The organism is Aquimarina longa SW024, assembly GCF_001401755.1.
GTDB classification, from domain to species: Bacteria; Bacteroidota; Bacteroidia; order Flavobacteriales; family Flavobacteriaceae; genus Aquimarina; species Aquimarina longa.
The window spans coordinates 391,994-407,960 of the sequence record NZ_KQ474101.1 but is presented as its reverse complement, the minus strand read 5'-3'; the positions used below and the strand labels follow the sequence as shown (position 1 = coordinate 407,960).

At 33.5% G+C, this 15,967-nt stretch carries 13 protein-coding genes; all 13 read right to left on the bottom strand.

Translation table 11 applies throughout. The annotated features are described in order from the left end of the window. Position 1 precedes the first annotated feature (1 nt). Positions 2-2,209: a DUF5916 domain-containing protein gene (locus N456_RS16085; RefSeq protein ID WP_062059460.1), complete on the bottom strand. Its 2,208-nt coding sequence runs from the start codon at positions 2,207-2,209 to the stop codon at positions 2-4. Then, positions 2,206-3,645 carry a DUF3526 domain-containing protein gene (locus tag N456_RS16080; RefSeq protein WP_062059458.1) on the bottom strand — a complete coding sequence of 480 codons (1,440 nt, stop codon included), beginning with the start codon at positions 3,643-3,645 and terminating at the stop codon, positions 2,206-2,208. The genes N456_RS16085 and N456_RS16080 overlap by 4 nt, the downstream gene beginning before the upstream one ends. Then, the gene (locus tag N456_RS16075) at positions 3,642-5,078 is read right to left on the bottom strand and encodes an ABC transporter permease (protein WP_062059457.1); all 1,437 of its coding nucleotides are present in this window, start codon (positions 5,076-5,078) and stop codon (positions 3,642-3,644) included. The genes N456_RS16080 and N456_RS16075 overlap by 4 nt, the downstream gene beginning before the upstream one ends. Before the next feature lies 1 nt (position 5,079). Next, positions 5,080-5,781, bottom strand: coding sequence for an ABC transporter ATP-binding protein (locus N456_RS16070; RefSeq protein WP_062059455.1), 702 nt, complete (start codon positions 5,779-5,781; stop codon positions 5,080-5,082). A gap of 5 nt (positions 5,782-5,786) precedes the next feature. Beyond that, on the bottom strand, positions 5,787-6,977 hold the full coding sequence (locus N456_RS16065) for a hypothetical protein (RefSeq protein ID WP_062059453.1): 1,191 nt from the start codon (positions 6,975-6,977) through the stop codon (positions 5,787-5,789). 32 nt (positions 6,978-7,009) lie between these two features. Continuing rightward, the gene (locus N456_RS16060; protein ID WP_082422561.1) at positions 7,010-9,385 is read right to left on the bottom strand and encodes a TonB-dependent receptor; all 2,376 of its coding nucleotides are present in this window, start codon (positions 9,383-9,385) and stop codon (positions 7,010-7,012) included. Positions 9,386-9,468: 83 nt separating this feature from the next. Then, positions 9,469-10,383, bottom strand: a complete 915-nt coding sequence (locus tag N456_RS16055) for a hypothetical protein (RefSeq protein ID WP_062059449.1) — start codon at positions 10,381-10,383, stop codon at positions 9,469-9,471. 2 nt (positions 10,384-10,385) lie between these two features. Next, the gene (locus N456_RS16050) at positions 10,386-10,865 is read right to left on the bottom strand and encodes a glycine-rich domain-containing protein (protein WP_062059445.1); all 480 of its coding nucleotides are present in this window, start codon (positions 10,863-10,865) and stop codon (positions 10,386-10,388) included. A 718-nt stretch (positions 10,866-11,583) separates the two neighbouring features. Beyond that, complete coding sequence (locus N456_RS24570; RefSeq protein ID WP_158447915.1) at positions 11,584-11,874, bottom strand: hypothetical protein; 291 nt, start codon at positions 11,872-11,874, stop codon at positions 11,584-11,586. Further along, positions 11,874-12,872, bottom strand: coding sequence for a hypothetical protein (locus tag N456_RS16045; protein WP_062059443.1), 999 nt, complete (start codon positions 12,870-12,872; stop codon positions 11,874-11,876). Before N456_RS16045 ends, N456_RS24570 begins: the two co-directional genes overlap by 1 nt. After that, positions 12,872-13,894: a hypothetical protein gene (locus N456_RS16040; protein ID WP_062059441.1), complete on the bottom strand. Its 1,023-nt coding sequence runs from the start codon at positions 13,892-13,894 to the stop codon at positions 12,872-12,874. The genes N456_RS16045 and N456_RS16040 overlap by 1 nt, the downstream gene beginning before the upstream one ends. Beyond that, positions 13,894-14,892 (bottom strand): hypothetical protein, encoded by a 999-nt coding sequence (locus N456_RS16035; RefSeq protein ID WP_148639346.1) that lies wholly within the window; start codon positions 14,890-14,892, stop codon positions 13,894-13,896. The genes N456_RS16040 and N456_RS16035 overlap by 1 nt, the downstream gene beginning before the upstream one ends. Next, positions 14,892-15,941, bottom strand: a complete 1,050-nt coding sequence (locus tag N456_RS16030; protein WP_062059438.1) for a hypothetical protein — start codon at positions 15,939-15,941, stop codon at positions 14,892-14,894. Before N456_RS16030 ends, N456_RS16035 begins: the two co-directional genes overlap by 1 nt. Between the last annotated feature and the right edge of the window lie 26 nt (positions 15,942-15,967).

Sequence of the window (15,967 nt, the reverse complement as noted above, 5' to 3'; positions counted from 1 at the left end):
ATCAGAATTGTTTTAAAAAAGTAATTTTACTAATAAATTGTTGGTTTCTTTCTATAGGATCTAAAGACCTTTTCTGTGTATCATTAAATACCAGATAAATAAAAGACAGTGGCATATACTCCCAACTAAATCTGGTATTCCATCCGCCTTGTTTAGTAAATGAATTATATTGGTAAAAAGTTGACAATTGCATTCTAGGCGACAATGCAAGACGTATACTTGCAGAATATAAATTAGTCTCTAAGCTTTCTTTTTGTATTCCTACTTTTTTTAGATGATTATACTCATAATCCGCAGTTACAGCAATATGTGGTATAGGGGCATATCTCATACCTGTTATGATTGTATTTCTATGTCCATTATAAAAACCTCCCCATTCATACTTAAAAGAAGCCGATAACTTTCTTGATTTATCAGAGTTATATCTAATGAATTGACGTGTATAGAAATATCGCTTTTTTTCAATTTCTAAACCAAGAGGTTTAAAATCAAAATTTATATTCTGCCAAGTTGGAGTAACAGCATATTCTATAAAACTATTATCCTTAAAAAACACATAAACAGGAAAAAAGTATATACTAGCTTGTTGAAACTGTTCTGGATGTTGTAAATCATGATAATAGCTCGCAAAAAAACCTGGATCCCAACGACGAATCCAAGGAATATTTTTTGGTCTAACAATAAAGTACCCTCCTGGATTATGCTTAACAACATCATTTTGGAAAACAAAACCTGTACCAGGTTCATATGATTTACTTACAAAATCTGTAGACCAACCCCAATACATTCTATTACTTCTATATCCTGAAAAAGCACTCCCTGCCTGCCCCCATTTAGCCATTTTCTCATCATATGATGTTGAAAATAAATATGAAAATGTCCACTTATTTTTAAATCGAATCAACCCATCTATAGTAGCTGTAGTATTGTTTTGTTGTTCGACGCCTAATACACCATTTTTTTCATCTAAACGATGATTAATCATCACTCCAATATTATTTTCTTTTCCATAATTTTGAAGATACCTCATAACTCCAAAATTTGTTCCTGGTGTAGCATCTGTTTTTCTTTGATGAATATATAACCCTGCCAGTGTGCGTTTATCTGTTCGATCCGTAAAACGTGCTCCAACATCTATCGGAGCAGGGATTGCATTAAACTTACCTTGTAGTCCAATTTTACGACTAAAAAAAGGACGTATTAATCTACTGGATGCTCCTGCCCAAATTCCTGAATTCTCTAAAAAAAACTGTCGCCTCTCAGGAAAAAAAATAGTAAATCGATCTAGATTGTTTACTGCTTTATCAACATCTGCCTGAGCAAAATCTGTATTAACAGTCACATCAAGAACAGACCTAGGACTCATCGCCCATTTTATATCTCCTCCAAATTTTAGTTTACTATCTGAGTCATTTTTTCCTTTTACATCATTAGTAGTATATTGATATAACGAATATGGTTCTACTCGAAGATTTATCCCTGGATCTGGTAATTCTATTCCTGTTAATTGCGCTGCATATGTCATACGGTATGGAGAAAAAGATTGAGGAATTGCAGGAAAAACAGTTCGTTCATAGTCTCTTCTGGCTAATCTACTAAAAGTAATACCCCATGTCACATCCTTATCTCTATTATTGTCATCATATCTAATAGAAGTAAAAGGAATTGCAAATTCTGCATAATACCCTACATCCGTTCTATGAGTTCTCACTGTCCATAATACATTCCAATCCTCATCATTACTTTTATCATTAAAACTCTGTAAATCTCTTTGGTTACCATATGGTGTGGTTTGAAAAGAAACGCAATATTGTTTTAAATTCTGAGGATCTAACTGTATACTAAATATATCATTCTCTCCATCTTTAAAATCTCGTCTTAGATCTTGTACTCTAACTCCTTTTTTTCCTAACGAATCTTCGCAAAAAACACCAATATACAATTGCCTATCATCAAACAATACTCGTACTTCTGTTTTATATTTATATTCTCCTCCTTGCCTAGGTTCAGTACGAAAAAAATCCCTAGTTATTGGTGCTTTTAACCAATCTTGTTCTTCTAATTTACCATCAATTTTTATAGCACCTGTAGCGCGTTTTGCATAAACTTGGGGTGGATCATGAGGAGGGGGGAAATTTTGATTCTTATTTTGTGCAATACACTCTATATAATGTAATATAACCAGTATGTAAAAAAAATAAGTTCTCATCCCTTTCTTTTTTCAATAGTAATAAAGCCTAGGATAAAAAAAAGTAATGTAACAACACCAACCTTTGTCATACCACTTACTATCAGATTCTGCCATTGTACCTCATCTGTTTTCATTGTAAACGAAGGCAACTTAGAATAATCTTCCGGTTCTATAGATTGATCCCAAAATAGTTTCTGAAAATAAAAATCAGAAATAGTATGATGAAATGACTCTATAGCACTATGAAATTGATGATACGTATTAAGATCTGTTTTTGCTATCTGAATAAATATCTCTTGCATATTTACTGCAGGATTTATCCAATGTAAGCTTGCTGCTTTCTGGTTTCTTTGATGAACCTGATTCGTATACTGTAGTACATCCTTCTTATGATGTAAATCTTTTAGAGAAGTCAATGCAGCATATGCCTTTGCTAATGTATTATTTTTAATGAGACTATCTGATCCTCTAAGGTGTGGATTATGTTCTAAAAACTCTTGTATAACTACTTTTGCTTCATTCTCATCTTCTTCATTTTCTAAACTTGTTCTACGTGTAATTTCGGCAAGAGGTGTACTATCTATAGGATAACTAGCTGTTATCCAAACATTAAGTAGTGCTGGTATTATCGTCAGAAATAATAACCATATACCTGCTGCACATATTGCAGTAGATGATGAGTTCATTTTAAAACTTACAATACTAAACACTATTGCAAACCAAAATGCATTGTATAGAATAACCCCTAATATCCAAAAAAGAGCTGCCAGATAATTTTCTGAAGTCATAATACTACCAGAAGTAACAAGACCTATACTAGATATCAATACAGCAATACCTGTAATTAAACAAAAATAAAATGCTAATCGTACACCAATAATTTTTCGGAGACTTACTGTCTGAATGTGTAATAATGGTAATACTCCTTTTTCTTTTTCACCCGAATATAAACCGTAGGTAAATGCTATGATTAGTAATGGAAAAAGGTAAATCAACACAAATGACAGATCAAAATTACCTACATACAGCTTTACAGGATTTGCTATTTCGTTTTCAAAAAGTTGATAATGTAGACTCATTCCTGTAAGGCGATAGTAGTAGGGATGTAAATCGCACTGACCAATAGCCAAAGCGGCATAATCATGTGGATGTAAAATCGCATGATATCCATGTCTATGCCATGCATAAGAAGGATCAGATGCTATTTCTAACTTCCTTTTTTCTCCTACAGAAGCTAACTCTTCTTTAAAACTAGCTTGATATTGATGGAATTCTTCTTTTTCGATTTCCAAAACATCTTTGATGGTTTCTCGTTGTACTCTTATTTCTGACTGACCATAATAAATAGCATATATTCCTAATAAAAAAATACACCCTAACATTATGATTTGAAATCTATTGCGAATGAAAGATATCCATTCATAATGTATTAATGTCCTAGTTACACTACTCATAATACAGGCTTCATTTTACGTGATGAATAATTTAATAGAAAGAGCACCAATCCTGCCCAGAAGCATAATGATATTATTTCTATACTATACAAAGAGAGTATCTCAGACGCTGTCATCGTCTGGTATGTAAACTTTTCAACTGTCTCCCATAATTTTTTATTTGCTGTATATTCATAGAACTCTCCATATCTAGAATTATGAGCCATGTCCATATTCATTTTTCGGATTAACTCCCGTCGATACTTCTCCGTTTTTTTTTGAAAATGAATTGAAGTATAAAGATCTGTAGCTGCAAGTCCCATTGATAAATTGCGTACTGCTAGGTATGGAGTAATAAAGCTAGATAAACTACTTATATGATTCTGTTTATTAAACAGTTCTTTTAACCGTTTCCAATGCACATCGTATACCATATTACCGTAGTCCTCTCCTGCTTGCATACGTATTCCTTCAAAATTTAATGGGATCTTGTGAATAGAATCTACATCATATCGTTGTAGATACTCTTCTTTTAATTGTTTTCCCCTAAGTCGCATATGCGACTTACCATCTAAACCATCTGTAATATCTTTTTGGATAGCCTCCCTATAAATTTTCATAGAAGGTAGTGGATATAAACTTTCTCCTAGATTAGCGGTAGTTTTGGGTATAATAATCGTAAACAAAATCCAAGCGGTCAATAGCGTTAATAATGCATTTCTACTTGTAGAAGATTTCATAGATACCCATACTGATAAGGATACAAAAATGAATAAGTATAGTATATAAATAGCTAATAGGAGTAGTATTCTAAGTATGGTATCTGGTATCGTACTCGAATTTTCTAATACTGCATATCCTATAATGGTTATCATAAAAAATGGTGCAAGTATCACAAAAACCATACTTATATATGCTACTATTTTTCCCCAAATAATAGTTGTGTACGAAACTCCTTGACTAATCAATAACCTAAGAGTTCCATTTTCTTTTTCACTGGTAAATGCTGGAAATGCTAGAAATATAAGAAGTAAAGGAATCAAAATTTGTAATACTAATGCTGCGCTAAGCTCTCCAAATCGAATCATACTGCTATGATCCTGAGCTGGACGAAACATAGACTCATGCTGATAATGTGCCTCTAAGTATATCGAAGTACCGGTAAAAGTATCTAATCCAAAATCAAATAGACTAAGTATTGTTTTTGGTTTAAATACAAAAGTTCCATAATGAGCTGCTATATGAGGGTGTTTATCTCCTTGCCCTAACCATTCTTCTCGTTCTCGCTCTTCTGCATTATTAATACTATACTTTTGTTGATCATAAGCCACATACCCTGCGTATAACGCTACTCCAAGAAGAACCATAATTACAACTGCCAAAATACGTATCAAATTTTGCCGTAATGCAATTACTATTTCTTTTTTAGCGATTAAGAGAATTGAATTTATCATTCTAATTATGCATATGTTTTAAATACATTTTCTCTAGATCTTGAAAACTTACTTGCTGAGTTTCGAATTTTTCTAGCAATACCCCTTCTTTCATAATACCAATATGTGTTCCTGTATCTTTTGCTCTAAAAAGATCGTGGGTTGTCATCAATGTAGCTACTCCTTTTTCTTTCATGTCTAATAATAACTCAGAAAATTCATTACTTGCCTTAGGATCCAACCCTGAGGTAGGCTCATCTAGTAATAATACCTTTGCTCCTCTTGCTCTTGCTAGTGCAATACCTACCTTTTGGCGCATCCCTTTAGAATAACTACTTACTCTTTTTTGTATAAAATCTACTTGTAATCCCGATTCCTCTAATAAATTTTCTAATTCATCCTTATGCTGAGTTTTACCTCCTAATCCACAAAAAAAACTTAAATTCTCTAATCCACTTAGATTTTTATATAACATCAGATTTTCAGGAATATAAGACAATAACTCTTTGGTTTCTTTTGCATACTTTGCTACATCTAGGTTATTTATAGTAGCACTCCCTTTTGTAGCTTCTATAAAGTTTAAAAATAGATTGATTGTTGTAGATTTTCCTGCTCCGTTAGCGCCTAAGAGGCAAAAGATTTCTCCCTCTTTGATGGTAAGATTTAAAGATTTCAATGCAGTGAAGTCTCCATACTTTTTTGTTAAATCAATTGCCTCTAACATAGCTACTATTTTAATGTGATCAATCCTGTTATATATCCGCTAGTACTTGTCATTTTTTTAGACACTTTACCAGAACTTATAGTATAACTGTACAGAGCATCTTCTTTTGTGCCTGCAATAGAAAAGAGGATTTCTTCTTTAGAAACTTTTTTCATAAAAGATGAACGAGATGCTGCAAAAGTATTCGGTAATGATTGTTCTAAATCCCCTAAATCTTTAGTCGAAGAAAGCTCTATCTTGCGATATCTAAAAACAGGTTTTGCCCCATCTGTACCAAAAAAATTGTCATCATTTTCTGAAATAGTCGTGAATGCTGTGCCATTCTCAAAAGCATATAATCCAAAACATGTTTTACCAGTAGCTGCTCCTAAATCGAAGAAATAAGACGTATCAAATTCTGTTTCTCCTTTTTTAATTTTAAGAATACCACTAGGCTTATCATTAAACAATCCTGATGCCTGAACATAAATAGTACCTTGGGCATCCATTGTCATAATTTCTGAAGTTAATGTATTAAATAATGTAGCTGTACGCTCATCTGTGATTACTTTGTGAAGTGCATTTTTCTTTAAATCCACCACTGCGATCATAGCTTTTTTTGATTTCCCAAAATCATTAAGAGCTACGAATAAATAATCTTCTCTTATAATCATATCTGAATAAAACAATCCATCACCAGCTTTTTTTAGGTTAATTTCTCCTGTTATTCTCATTGTAGAAGGATCAAATCGAATAACTTTAGCTATTCCTCCACCTACTGTGGCATACCCTGTTGTCTCGTTAAGAATTTCTACTGTAGAGAATGAATTAGATCCTGGGATTATTATTTCTTGTTCAAAAACGGCTTTTCCTTTTTTATCAAATACAAATTTTTTCATGGTAGCAGGAGCGCCAAATCCTGCTGTAAACATCGCTTTACCATCAGAATATACAGACGTAAACTGACCTACCTCTGTACTATTCGAATTATCGACAGAAGATTTAGATAGGTCTTTAAGCCCTTGTAAAAATGTGGTTTTTACTTCCCCTGCACCAGAGACTATCGCCAATCCATGCTTCATTTTTACGGTAGCATCAGGAGGTGGTGTTGGTGTATTCGGTACTGAATTATCATCGTTTTTACACCCTAATAGTACAAGCGTTATAAAAGTTAATCCGATATAATATGACTGTGTTAATTTTCGTAAAGTGTTCATTTTTAATGTTTATTAATATTACTTTGTTTTCCTTAAGATTTAAATAATGATGTTTTTAACTTAATATGCCATGATCTCCCTGGTTTTTGAACTCCAAAATTATCATAGGCTTGTTTATTAAATACATTCTGAGTTTCTAGGGTTATTGTATATCTATTTTGTTTCTCCCTATATGCTATTCCTAAATTATGAACCCATTGAGAAGGGATCACTAGTTTATCTTCTTTTCGTCCGTCAATCTCCCAATAGCGAAAAAAGTCTTCTACATATCTTGTAGACCACCAGAATTGTATACGATCATTGTTTGCTAACAGATCATGTTTTGTAATCTGAACTTCACTGTTTCCAAATAAGTATGGTTTATTAGGAAGACGAGCTCCAAAATATCGATCATTGGACACTCCTGAGTTTTCTTTTTTAGATCTATTACGTAAATCCTGAAAAGTTCCGTTTAAAACAATCTGTAGCCATGAGAGGGGCTTCAATCTAATTTCACCTTCTACTCCCATAATCCTTGTTTTTAATAAATTCTGATAAGTACTTAATACTGGAGGAGGAACCGCTTGCAATATGATAATGTCATTTACTTCTCTAAAAAAACCATTAGTTTCTATACTCCATTGCTTCTTTTTTATACGAATCCCTAGATTTATATTATGGCTTCTCTCTGGCTTTAGATTTGGATTGGCTGCTACGGCTGCACTAAAATCCCCTAATGTTTCGATTCGATCAGGTAATCTGGTAGCATACTCATATGATAGTTTACCAAGTAAGCTCTTACTTATCTTATAAGAGAATGATTGGCTAGCACCGAATTCTGTTTTTTGTTGAGTTATCTTATTAGCTATATTTTCTTTAATTTCAAAACCTTTTGCTGCATAATCGTATAATTTCACAGCACTATGGCTCGTTATTTTTTTATTTAAAAACTCTTTCTCTACTCCTACCCCTAGTGTACTTTTATTGATATGTACTGGGTTTCTAAAATGGTCTTTCCCATAAAAATCTGCTGCTACAGGATCTTCACCTGATCGTTTAAAAAAAGAAGTAACTCCATTAAAAACCAACTTAGTTGATGGGGTTACGGCATAATTTAGGTAAATTCTTCCTGTAGTAGTATTTCCTGTAAGCTTCAGTTTGTTCTGTGAAGAAGTGATCTCCCCTCCTGATGTTCGTTGCCCAATAATCTGACCTCTCCAATCATAAATATTTAATGTAGTGTCATTAAAATTAGTAATTATTGTATTGTATCCTAGGTATATACTAGCATCTAGGTTATCTACTACATCTTTCTTTTCATAGTGTAATGCATTCGTATACGTCGCCACTTTATTAAGTGCTTCTCCATAAGGTTGTCTCATTTCAAAATTATGTTGAATCTCATCGTAAAGATTTGCATACGAAAAACTTGCCGTAATACGATCTGCCCATGATTGATTTATTAGCCCTACATCTCCCTGAATCATATAACTTCTAAAACCATCGTGGAATTTTTTTGTAGAAATAGCCTCTGGGTTTCCTAGATCGTTAATGATTTTAACATCATTTAGCCTATAATTATTATCAGAATATGTATAAAACCCCGTTACTCCAGCGGTTAATCCAGATGGCATTGTTTTTCTGGCACTTACGGTTGATTTTATGGTATTAAAAGAGCTATATCCTGCAGATATTTCTAAAAAATCATGCTTTTCTTTTCTGGTTACTATATTAATAGCTCCTCCTAATGCATCTACTCCCATACGCACAGGAACTGCGCCTTTATATACTTCCATTCGTTTAATCAGATTAACTGGTAACATTTCTAAAGAAGGTCCTATTCCTAATTCTTCTACAGGGAGTAAAAAATCCATCGGAACCCCATCTATAAAAAACTTTACTTGCCTACCTGTCAATCCTTGGATAGAAATCTCTGTACTATTCCCCACTCCTCCACTTTGTCTTACTTGTACCCCTGATACAGTACTTAACAAATCAGAAGTAGTAATGGATCGATTATAAAACATTTTAGCTTTTATAAGTGCTACTGGAGCAGTACTATTCTTTATTTTAGTAGCTTCTGACGTACTGGCTACGACTACCTCGCTAAGTTTATTAGACTGTTCTATTAACTTAAAATGTACTATAGTTTCTGATTGATTGGTATTTAAAACTACTTTTTTTTGTAACGTTGTATATCCTATATATGAAACCTCTATTTGATAAGATCCTGTTGCTACATTTTCTATTTTATAGATTCCACGATCATCGGTCACTGCACTTTTTCCTATTTCTAGAACATAGACATGTGCTTTTGATAACGGCTTTCCGGTAGTACCGGTTACATTTCCATAAATAACACCATGTTGACTATAGCAGACCATAGATAGTAGAAAAAAAGTAAGTGTAATAAATAAATTGTTTTTCATGTAAAGCAATGCCCTAATTTCTTAAATGATTTATCAGAATGTATTTGATTTTTCTGATATTTTCTAATCGTATTTTTTACCTACTATAATTGAATTTCCTGAATCAACCCCTCTACATTCATTTCTTCAAAAACAGCTTTTTCTTGTATTGACATTTTATTTTTTTGATACAACCCATCTGATTTCTCCCATAATTCTTTTGCTTCAGTTGTTAATTGATAGGACTCTTCTGTATCTTTTTTCAATACACTAGTAAATTGATTTTTTTTCTCTATTTCTAATATCTGCTGGTTACGTATTAGATATGATGATTGGGCTATTAGAGGAATTACTTCCCTTTCTTCATTATATAATAGAAAATCTTTACCTTCAGAAAGTTGTACCACTGTTTCTTGTAAAGGTTCTATTTCAAAAACTGAGACCTCTGTCTTTAATTCTCCCTGTACATTCTCATGACAATGAACTATTTTTACAGGTATTTTCTCTGGTGAATGATTCATCACTACAGCTTTTTTTTCTTCTTTTATCACCTTCTGTAGTGTCACTTTTTCTACTAAAAAGAAATCATCTTTTTCGGTTTTAGAATATTTTATGTTTCCAGAATTATGTACTTCTGATACAAGTGTATACTTCCCTAAAGGTGCATCATTGGGTATGGTATATGTAAAATAGTAATGCCTTCCGGATTGGATATTTTTAAGAATCTCTACGAGTACCTCTTTCTTATGAGGACCACTCAGATACTCTGCTAATACTAAAAGAGGAGTGTTTTTATTCAAATATTTTAGTTGTTGTTTTGTTGTCGCTATCGTATCTTCTTCTGGATCTGGTAATCCTAGTACATGATTTTCAAAAAGCATGGTTATCTTTCCATTAGGATCTTTTACCCCTATTCTAACCCATGGAAGTATATGAGTGTTCTTTAATGCTGCTATATTAAAATTCCAATGAATGGTAACTGTTGTACCTAGTATAGCTCTTTTAGGAAAAATACTCATGGTTATTTTCTTAATGCTTTTAATTGTTCTTTACTATATTGTTCTGGATATTTCCTAAACCATTTTTCTACCGTTTCTTCTCCCAAATAGTCATAGGTAACCGTTAGTAAAAACTTTAGTTTTTGTAAATACTCTTCTTTTGCTTTTTGAGGATCTACCCGCATTTTATTTTTACGATCTTCTTTCTCTTTTTTGGCAGCAGGTATATGATGAAAATAATCTGTATTAAAATATTGTTTACTAAACTCATGATACTGAGGAGTAAAAAGAATCATATTATGCCACATCTCGTCAATAATCAAAAGGTCATCAGGTATGAAAACCCCTGGGATCTGGCTGATGTATAAAAACTTAAGAGTTTCCTTAAAAATATCTTCTATTTCTGCCGCTTCAATCTTATATATATCGCTAAATCTCGACAAGACATCTTCACTTCTAAATTCTAAAATATCAACTAATTGTTTTTCTTCTAATACTTTCATTTTATCTATGGATTTAAAAAAACGGTAGCATGATACACATGCTACCGGCACAAACTCTACAATGTAGCTGTACAGTGTCCGCAGTTACTACAGTGCGTACCTCCAACTGGCATTGCAGATTTTTCTACTAAAATCTTAGAAATGAATGTTTCTTTGTTAGTTTTCATGATTACATAAATTAAGATGATGCTTACTCTATTATAAAGGTTTTCAGCTTACCCTTTGTTGCAACATTATTGCAAACATAATAGAAGAACGCATTAAATGCACTATGATTGCATTTAAAATAAAGTTAAAATGTATTAATACAACCTAAAAATAAAGTGTTTAAAAAAAATGTATTGCTATTAAAATCTATAACTTATGGATGGGATTAATTAGGAAGTTCTATTGTAATAAAAAAGCATAGATCTACAACCTCGGGGAAGTCCTACGAGGCAAAAAAAAAAGAGAAATCTTAATCATTTAGATGCAAGCATCAGGGAATTAAACCCACTGGTGGGATTAAAAATAAGAGATTTAAATATATCATACCAATAGTATCGTATTAATTCAGTTCATCATTTTATAATTGATCAAAATCCAGACATAATTACTAAATTATTAATAGCATCTGCTATAAGTTGACTTACAGAAAAAAATCGCACATATTCTATCGACACAAATGATAGTGCTAAAAGTTGCCAAAAACCTCCCAATAGTGTTAGTGTTGGTAATACTAAAACTTGTTTAGGATATTTACGAATAAGTGTATAGGTTTTTTTCTAGTAAAGTTGTACCTGTCATAATTTATTAGCTTGATATGTTTTTTTAGATGTGTTATAGAATTAACCAGTACCTCAAAAACGCAACTGCTCTGCGTAAGGCGTAGAAAATACATCGGTTCTTTATCATAGTGTTTAATCTTAGGAACAATAGAAGTTACGTAATTGCTATCCGAAGATTCTTGTGTCTGTACTTGTTGACAAGAAATAGTACACAAGAGTAGTATATAAAGTACCTGTCTCATTATTCTATCATTCTTAACGCATCCAACGACTCTTCTCCTTTAGGCAGGTATAAAAATATCCCAGGGAAACGCGCTCTGGTTGCGTCTTCGGTCTCATATAAAAACCATAGGGCAGACTCCCCTCGTAGGCGATAGTCTACAGGTTCTCTACTGGGATGTCGTAAGGCTACAATCCTACCATTACCATAAAAGGATAAGACATAATCTTCTAAGGGCTGAAATTCTTTATTATCCATAAGAACTATTTTTTTATATTCATCCCAAAGTTCTTGCACATCTTCTTTGGTTTGGTATTTTGCTTTACTATTTCTTAACTCCATATTATACTTATACTTAGCTATAGTATTAAGATCTTTATTTTCATAAAGACTTTTATATCGATTACAATAGGCAATCACTTTTTCTTCTAATTCTTTTTTATCAAACTTAGTAAGATCTTGCCCATCGCTCCATCCCTTATGGATATAGGGTACTTCTGCAGTAAAGGTAAAGGTATGCTCATAATAGGGCAATCCTGCACCTTCGAACTCATGACTCCCTTCTTTGGTAGGGCTATGGTGTAGGACTACCGTATGCTCATCATCAAACCCGCTATAGGTTTTAAAATCATCTACCCTAATCACCTCGATAGTCATACGGGTATTTTTTAATAGGGTCGTAATCGTCTCTCCCTTATCATAGGCTTCTACCATTAGATCTCCTAAGGGATACAGCCGATAGGTAACGGTCTGTGGACCACTCTGTAAAATAACATCATTAATTTTAATAGCATTTGCCATTTTACCCAATTCATAATTTTTTTCTACAGGAAAATCATTAACCAGTACCTCAAAAACACAACTGCTCTGCGTAAGGCGTAGAAAATACATCGGTTCTTTATCATAGTGTTTAATCTTAGGAACAATAGAAGTTACGTAATTGCTATCCGAAGATTCTTGTGTCTGTACTTGTTGACAAGAAATAGTACACAAGAGTAGTATATAAAGTACCTTTCTCATTATTCTATTATTCGTAGTCCATTCTCTAAGGACTCTCCTTTAGGTAGGTATAAATAGATTCCTGGGAAATGACCTATAGTTTCATCTTCAGTCTCATATAAAAACCATAAGGCAGATTTCCCTCGTAGACGATAGTCTACAGGTTCTCTACTGGGATGCCGTAAGGATACAATCCTACCATTACCATAAAAGGATAAGACATAATCTTCTAAGGGCTGAAACTCTTTATCACCGATAAGTATTGTTTCGTTATATTCGTCCCATATTTCTTTTATATATTGTTTATCATGATAGAGAGCTTTTGAATTACGAAGTTGATATTGATATTGATCTTTTATTAATACATTTATATTCTTTTCTTCATATTTTTGTTTTGTTTTGTTATAATAAGCAACTATTTTTTCTTCGAGTTCTTTTTTATCAAACTTAGTAAGATCTTGCCCATCGCTCCATCCCTTATGGATATAGGGTACTTCTGCGGTAAAGGTAAAGGTATGCTCATAATACGGTAATCCTGCACCTTCGAACTCATGACTCCCTTCTTTGGTAGGGCTATGGTGTAGGACTACCGTATGCTCATCATCAAATCCACTATAGGTTTTAAAATCATCTACCCTAATCACTTCGATAGTCATACGGGTATTTTTTAATAGGGTAGTAATGGTTGTTCCCTTATCATAGGCTTCTACCATTAGATCTCCTAAAGGATACAGCCGATAAGTAACGGTCTGTGGCCCGCTTTGTAAAATAGCATGATTGATTTTAATAGCATTCGCTATCTTACCTAGTTCATAATTTTTTTCTATAGGAAAGCCATTAACCAGTACCTCAAAAACGCAACTGCTCTGCGTAAGGCGTAGAAAATACATCGGTTCTTTATCGTAGTGTTGTATCTGTGCTGCTATCGTATCTACAATCGTAGCGGCAGTGATATTCTGATGTGGTATTGCATTTGTTTCTTTATGCTGTGCATAACAAGAAGAAAACAATACTATACAAACGATATACAGTACCTGTCTCATTATTCTATCATTCTTAACGCATCCAAGGACTCTTCTCCTTTAGGGAGATATAAATAGATCCCAGGAAAATGGGCATTAGTTGCATCTTCGGTTTCATATAAAAACCATAGGGCAGATTCTCCTCTAAGACGATAGTCTACGGGTTCTTTACTGGGATGTCGTAAGGATACAATCCTACCATTACCATAAAAGGATAAGACATAATCTTCTAAGGGTTGAAACTCTTTATCGCTCTGAAATACCATTTCTGTATATTCCTCCCAGCGCTTTTCTAAATCTTCTTTAGATTGATATTTTGCTTTACTATTTCTTAATTCAAATCCATATCTTTGCTTCGCTACACCATTAAGATCTTTGTTTTGATATAAAGACTTAAACATCTCATAATACGCCACTACTTTTTCTTCGAGTTCTTTTTTATCAAACTTAGTAAGATCTTGCCCATCGCTCCATCCCTTATGGATATAGGGTACTTCTGCGGTAAAGGTAAAGGTATGCTCATAATACGGTAATCCTGCACCTTCGAACTCATGACTCCCTTCTTTGGTAGGGCTATGGTGTAGGACTACCGTGTGCTCATCATCAAATCCACTATAGGTTTTAAAATCATCTACCCTAATCACTTCGATAGTCATACGGGTATTTTTTAATAGGGTAGTAATGGTTGTTCCCTTATCATAGGCTTCTACCATTAGATCTCCTAAGGGATACAGCCGATAAGTAACGGTCTGTGGTCCACTCTGTAAAATAACATGATTAATTTTAATAGCATTCGCTATCTTACCTAGTTCATAATTTTTTTCTACAGGAAAGTCATTAACCAGTACCTCAAAAACACAACTGCTCTGGGTAAGGCGTAGAAAATACATGGGTTCTTTGTCGTACTGTTTAATCTTAGGAACAATAGAAGTTACGTAATTGCTATCCGAAGATTCTTGTGTCTGTACTTGTTGACAAGAAATAGTACACAAGAGTAGTATATACAGTACCTGTCTCATTATTCTATCATTCTTAACGCATCCAAGGATTCTTCTCCTTTAGGGAGGTACAAATAGACCCCAGGAAAATCAGCTCTGGTTTCATCCTCTGTATCATATAAAAACCATAGAGCACACTCTCCCCGTAGGCGATAGTCTACAGGTTCTCTACTGGGATGTCGTAAGGATACAATCCTACCATTACCATAAAAGGATAAGACATAATCTTCTAAGGGCTGAAACTCTTTATCATTCTGAAGTACTATTTCTTGATATTCATCCCAAAGCTTTTTTATTTTTTCTTTACCCTGATATTCTGATAAACTATTTCTTAATTCATCTTTATAATTGATTTGTATTATTTTATCCAAATTTTTATTTTCATAGTAGCTTTTATATCGATTATAATACGAGACTACTTTTTCTTCTAATTCTTTTTTATCAAACTTAGTAAGGTCTTGCCCATCGCTCCATCCCTTATGGATATAGGGTACTTCTGCGGTAAAGGTAAAGGTATGTTCATAATAGGGCAATCCTGCACCTTCGAACTCATGACTCCCCTCTTTGGTAGGGCTATGGTGTAGGACTACCGTATGCTCATCATCAAACCCGCTATAGGTTTTAAAATCATCTACCCTAATCACTTCGATAGTCATACGGGTATTTTTTAATAGGGTCGTAATCGTCTCTCCCTTATCATAGGCTTCTACCATTAGATCTCCTAAGGGATACAGCCGATAGGTAACGGTCTGTGGTCCACTCTGTAAAATAGCATGATTGATTTTAATAGCATTTGCCATTTTACCCAATTCGTAATTTTTTTCTACTGGAATATCATTGACCAGTACCTCAAAAACGCAACTGCTCTGGGTAAGGCGTAGAAAATACATGGGTTCTTTATCGTAGTGTTGTATCTGTGCTGCTATCGTATCTACAATTGTAGCCGCAGTAATCTCTTGATGTGTCATAGATGATGGTGTGGGATTTACTGTTGTGGTTTTAGTGGTTTGTTTTTGTGCGCAAGACACTATGGATAACAGGCATATATATAGGATACTAATGTTTTTCATAATTGATGTGTGTTAGAGGTCTTGCA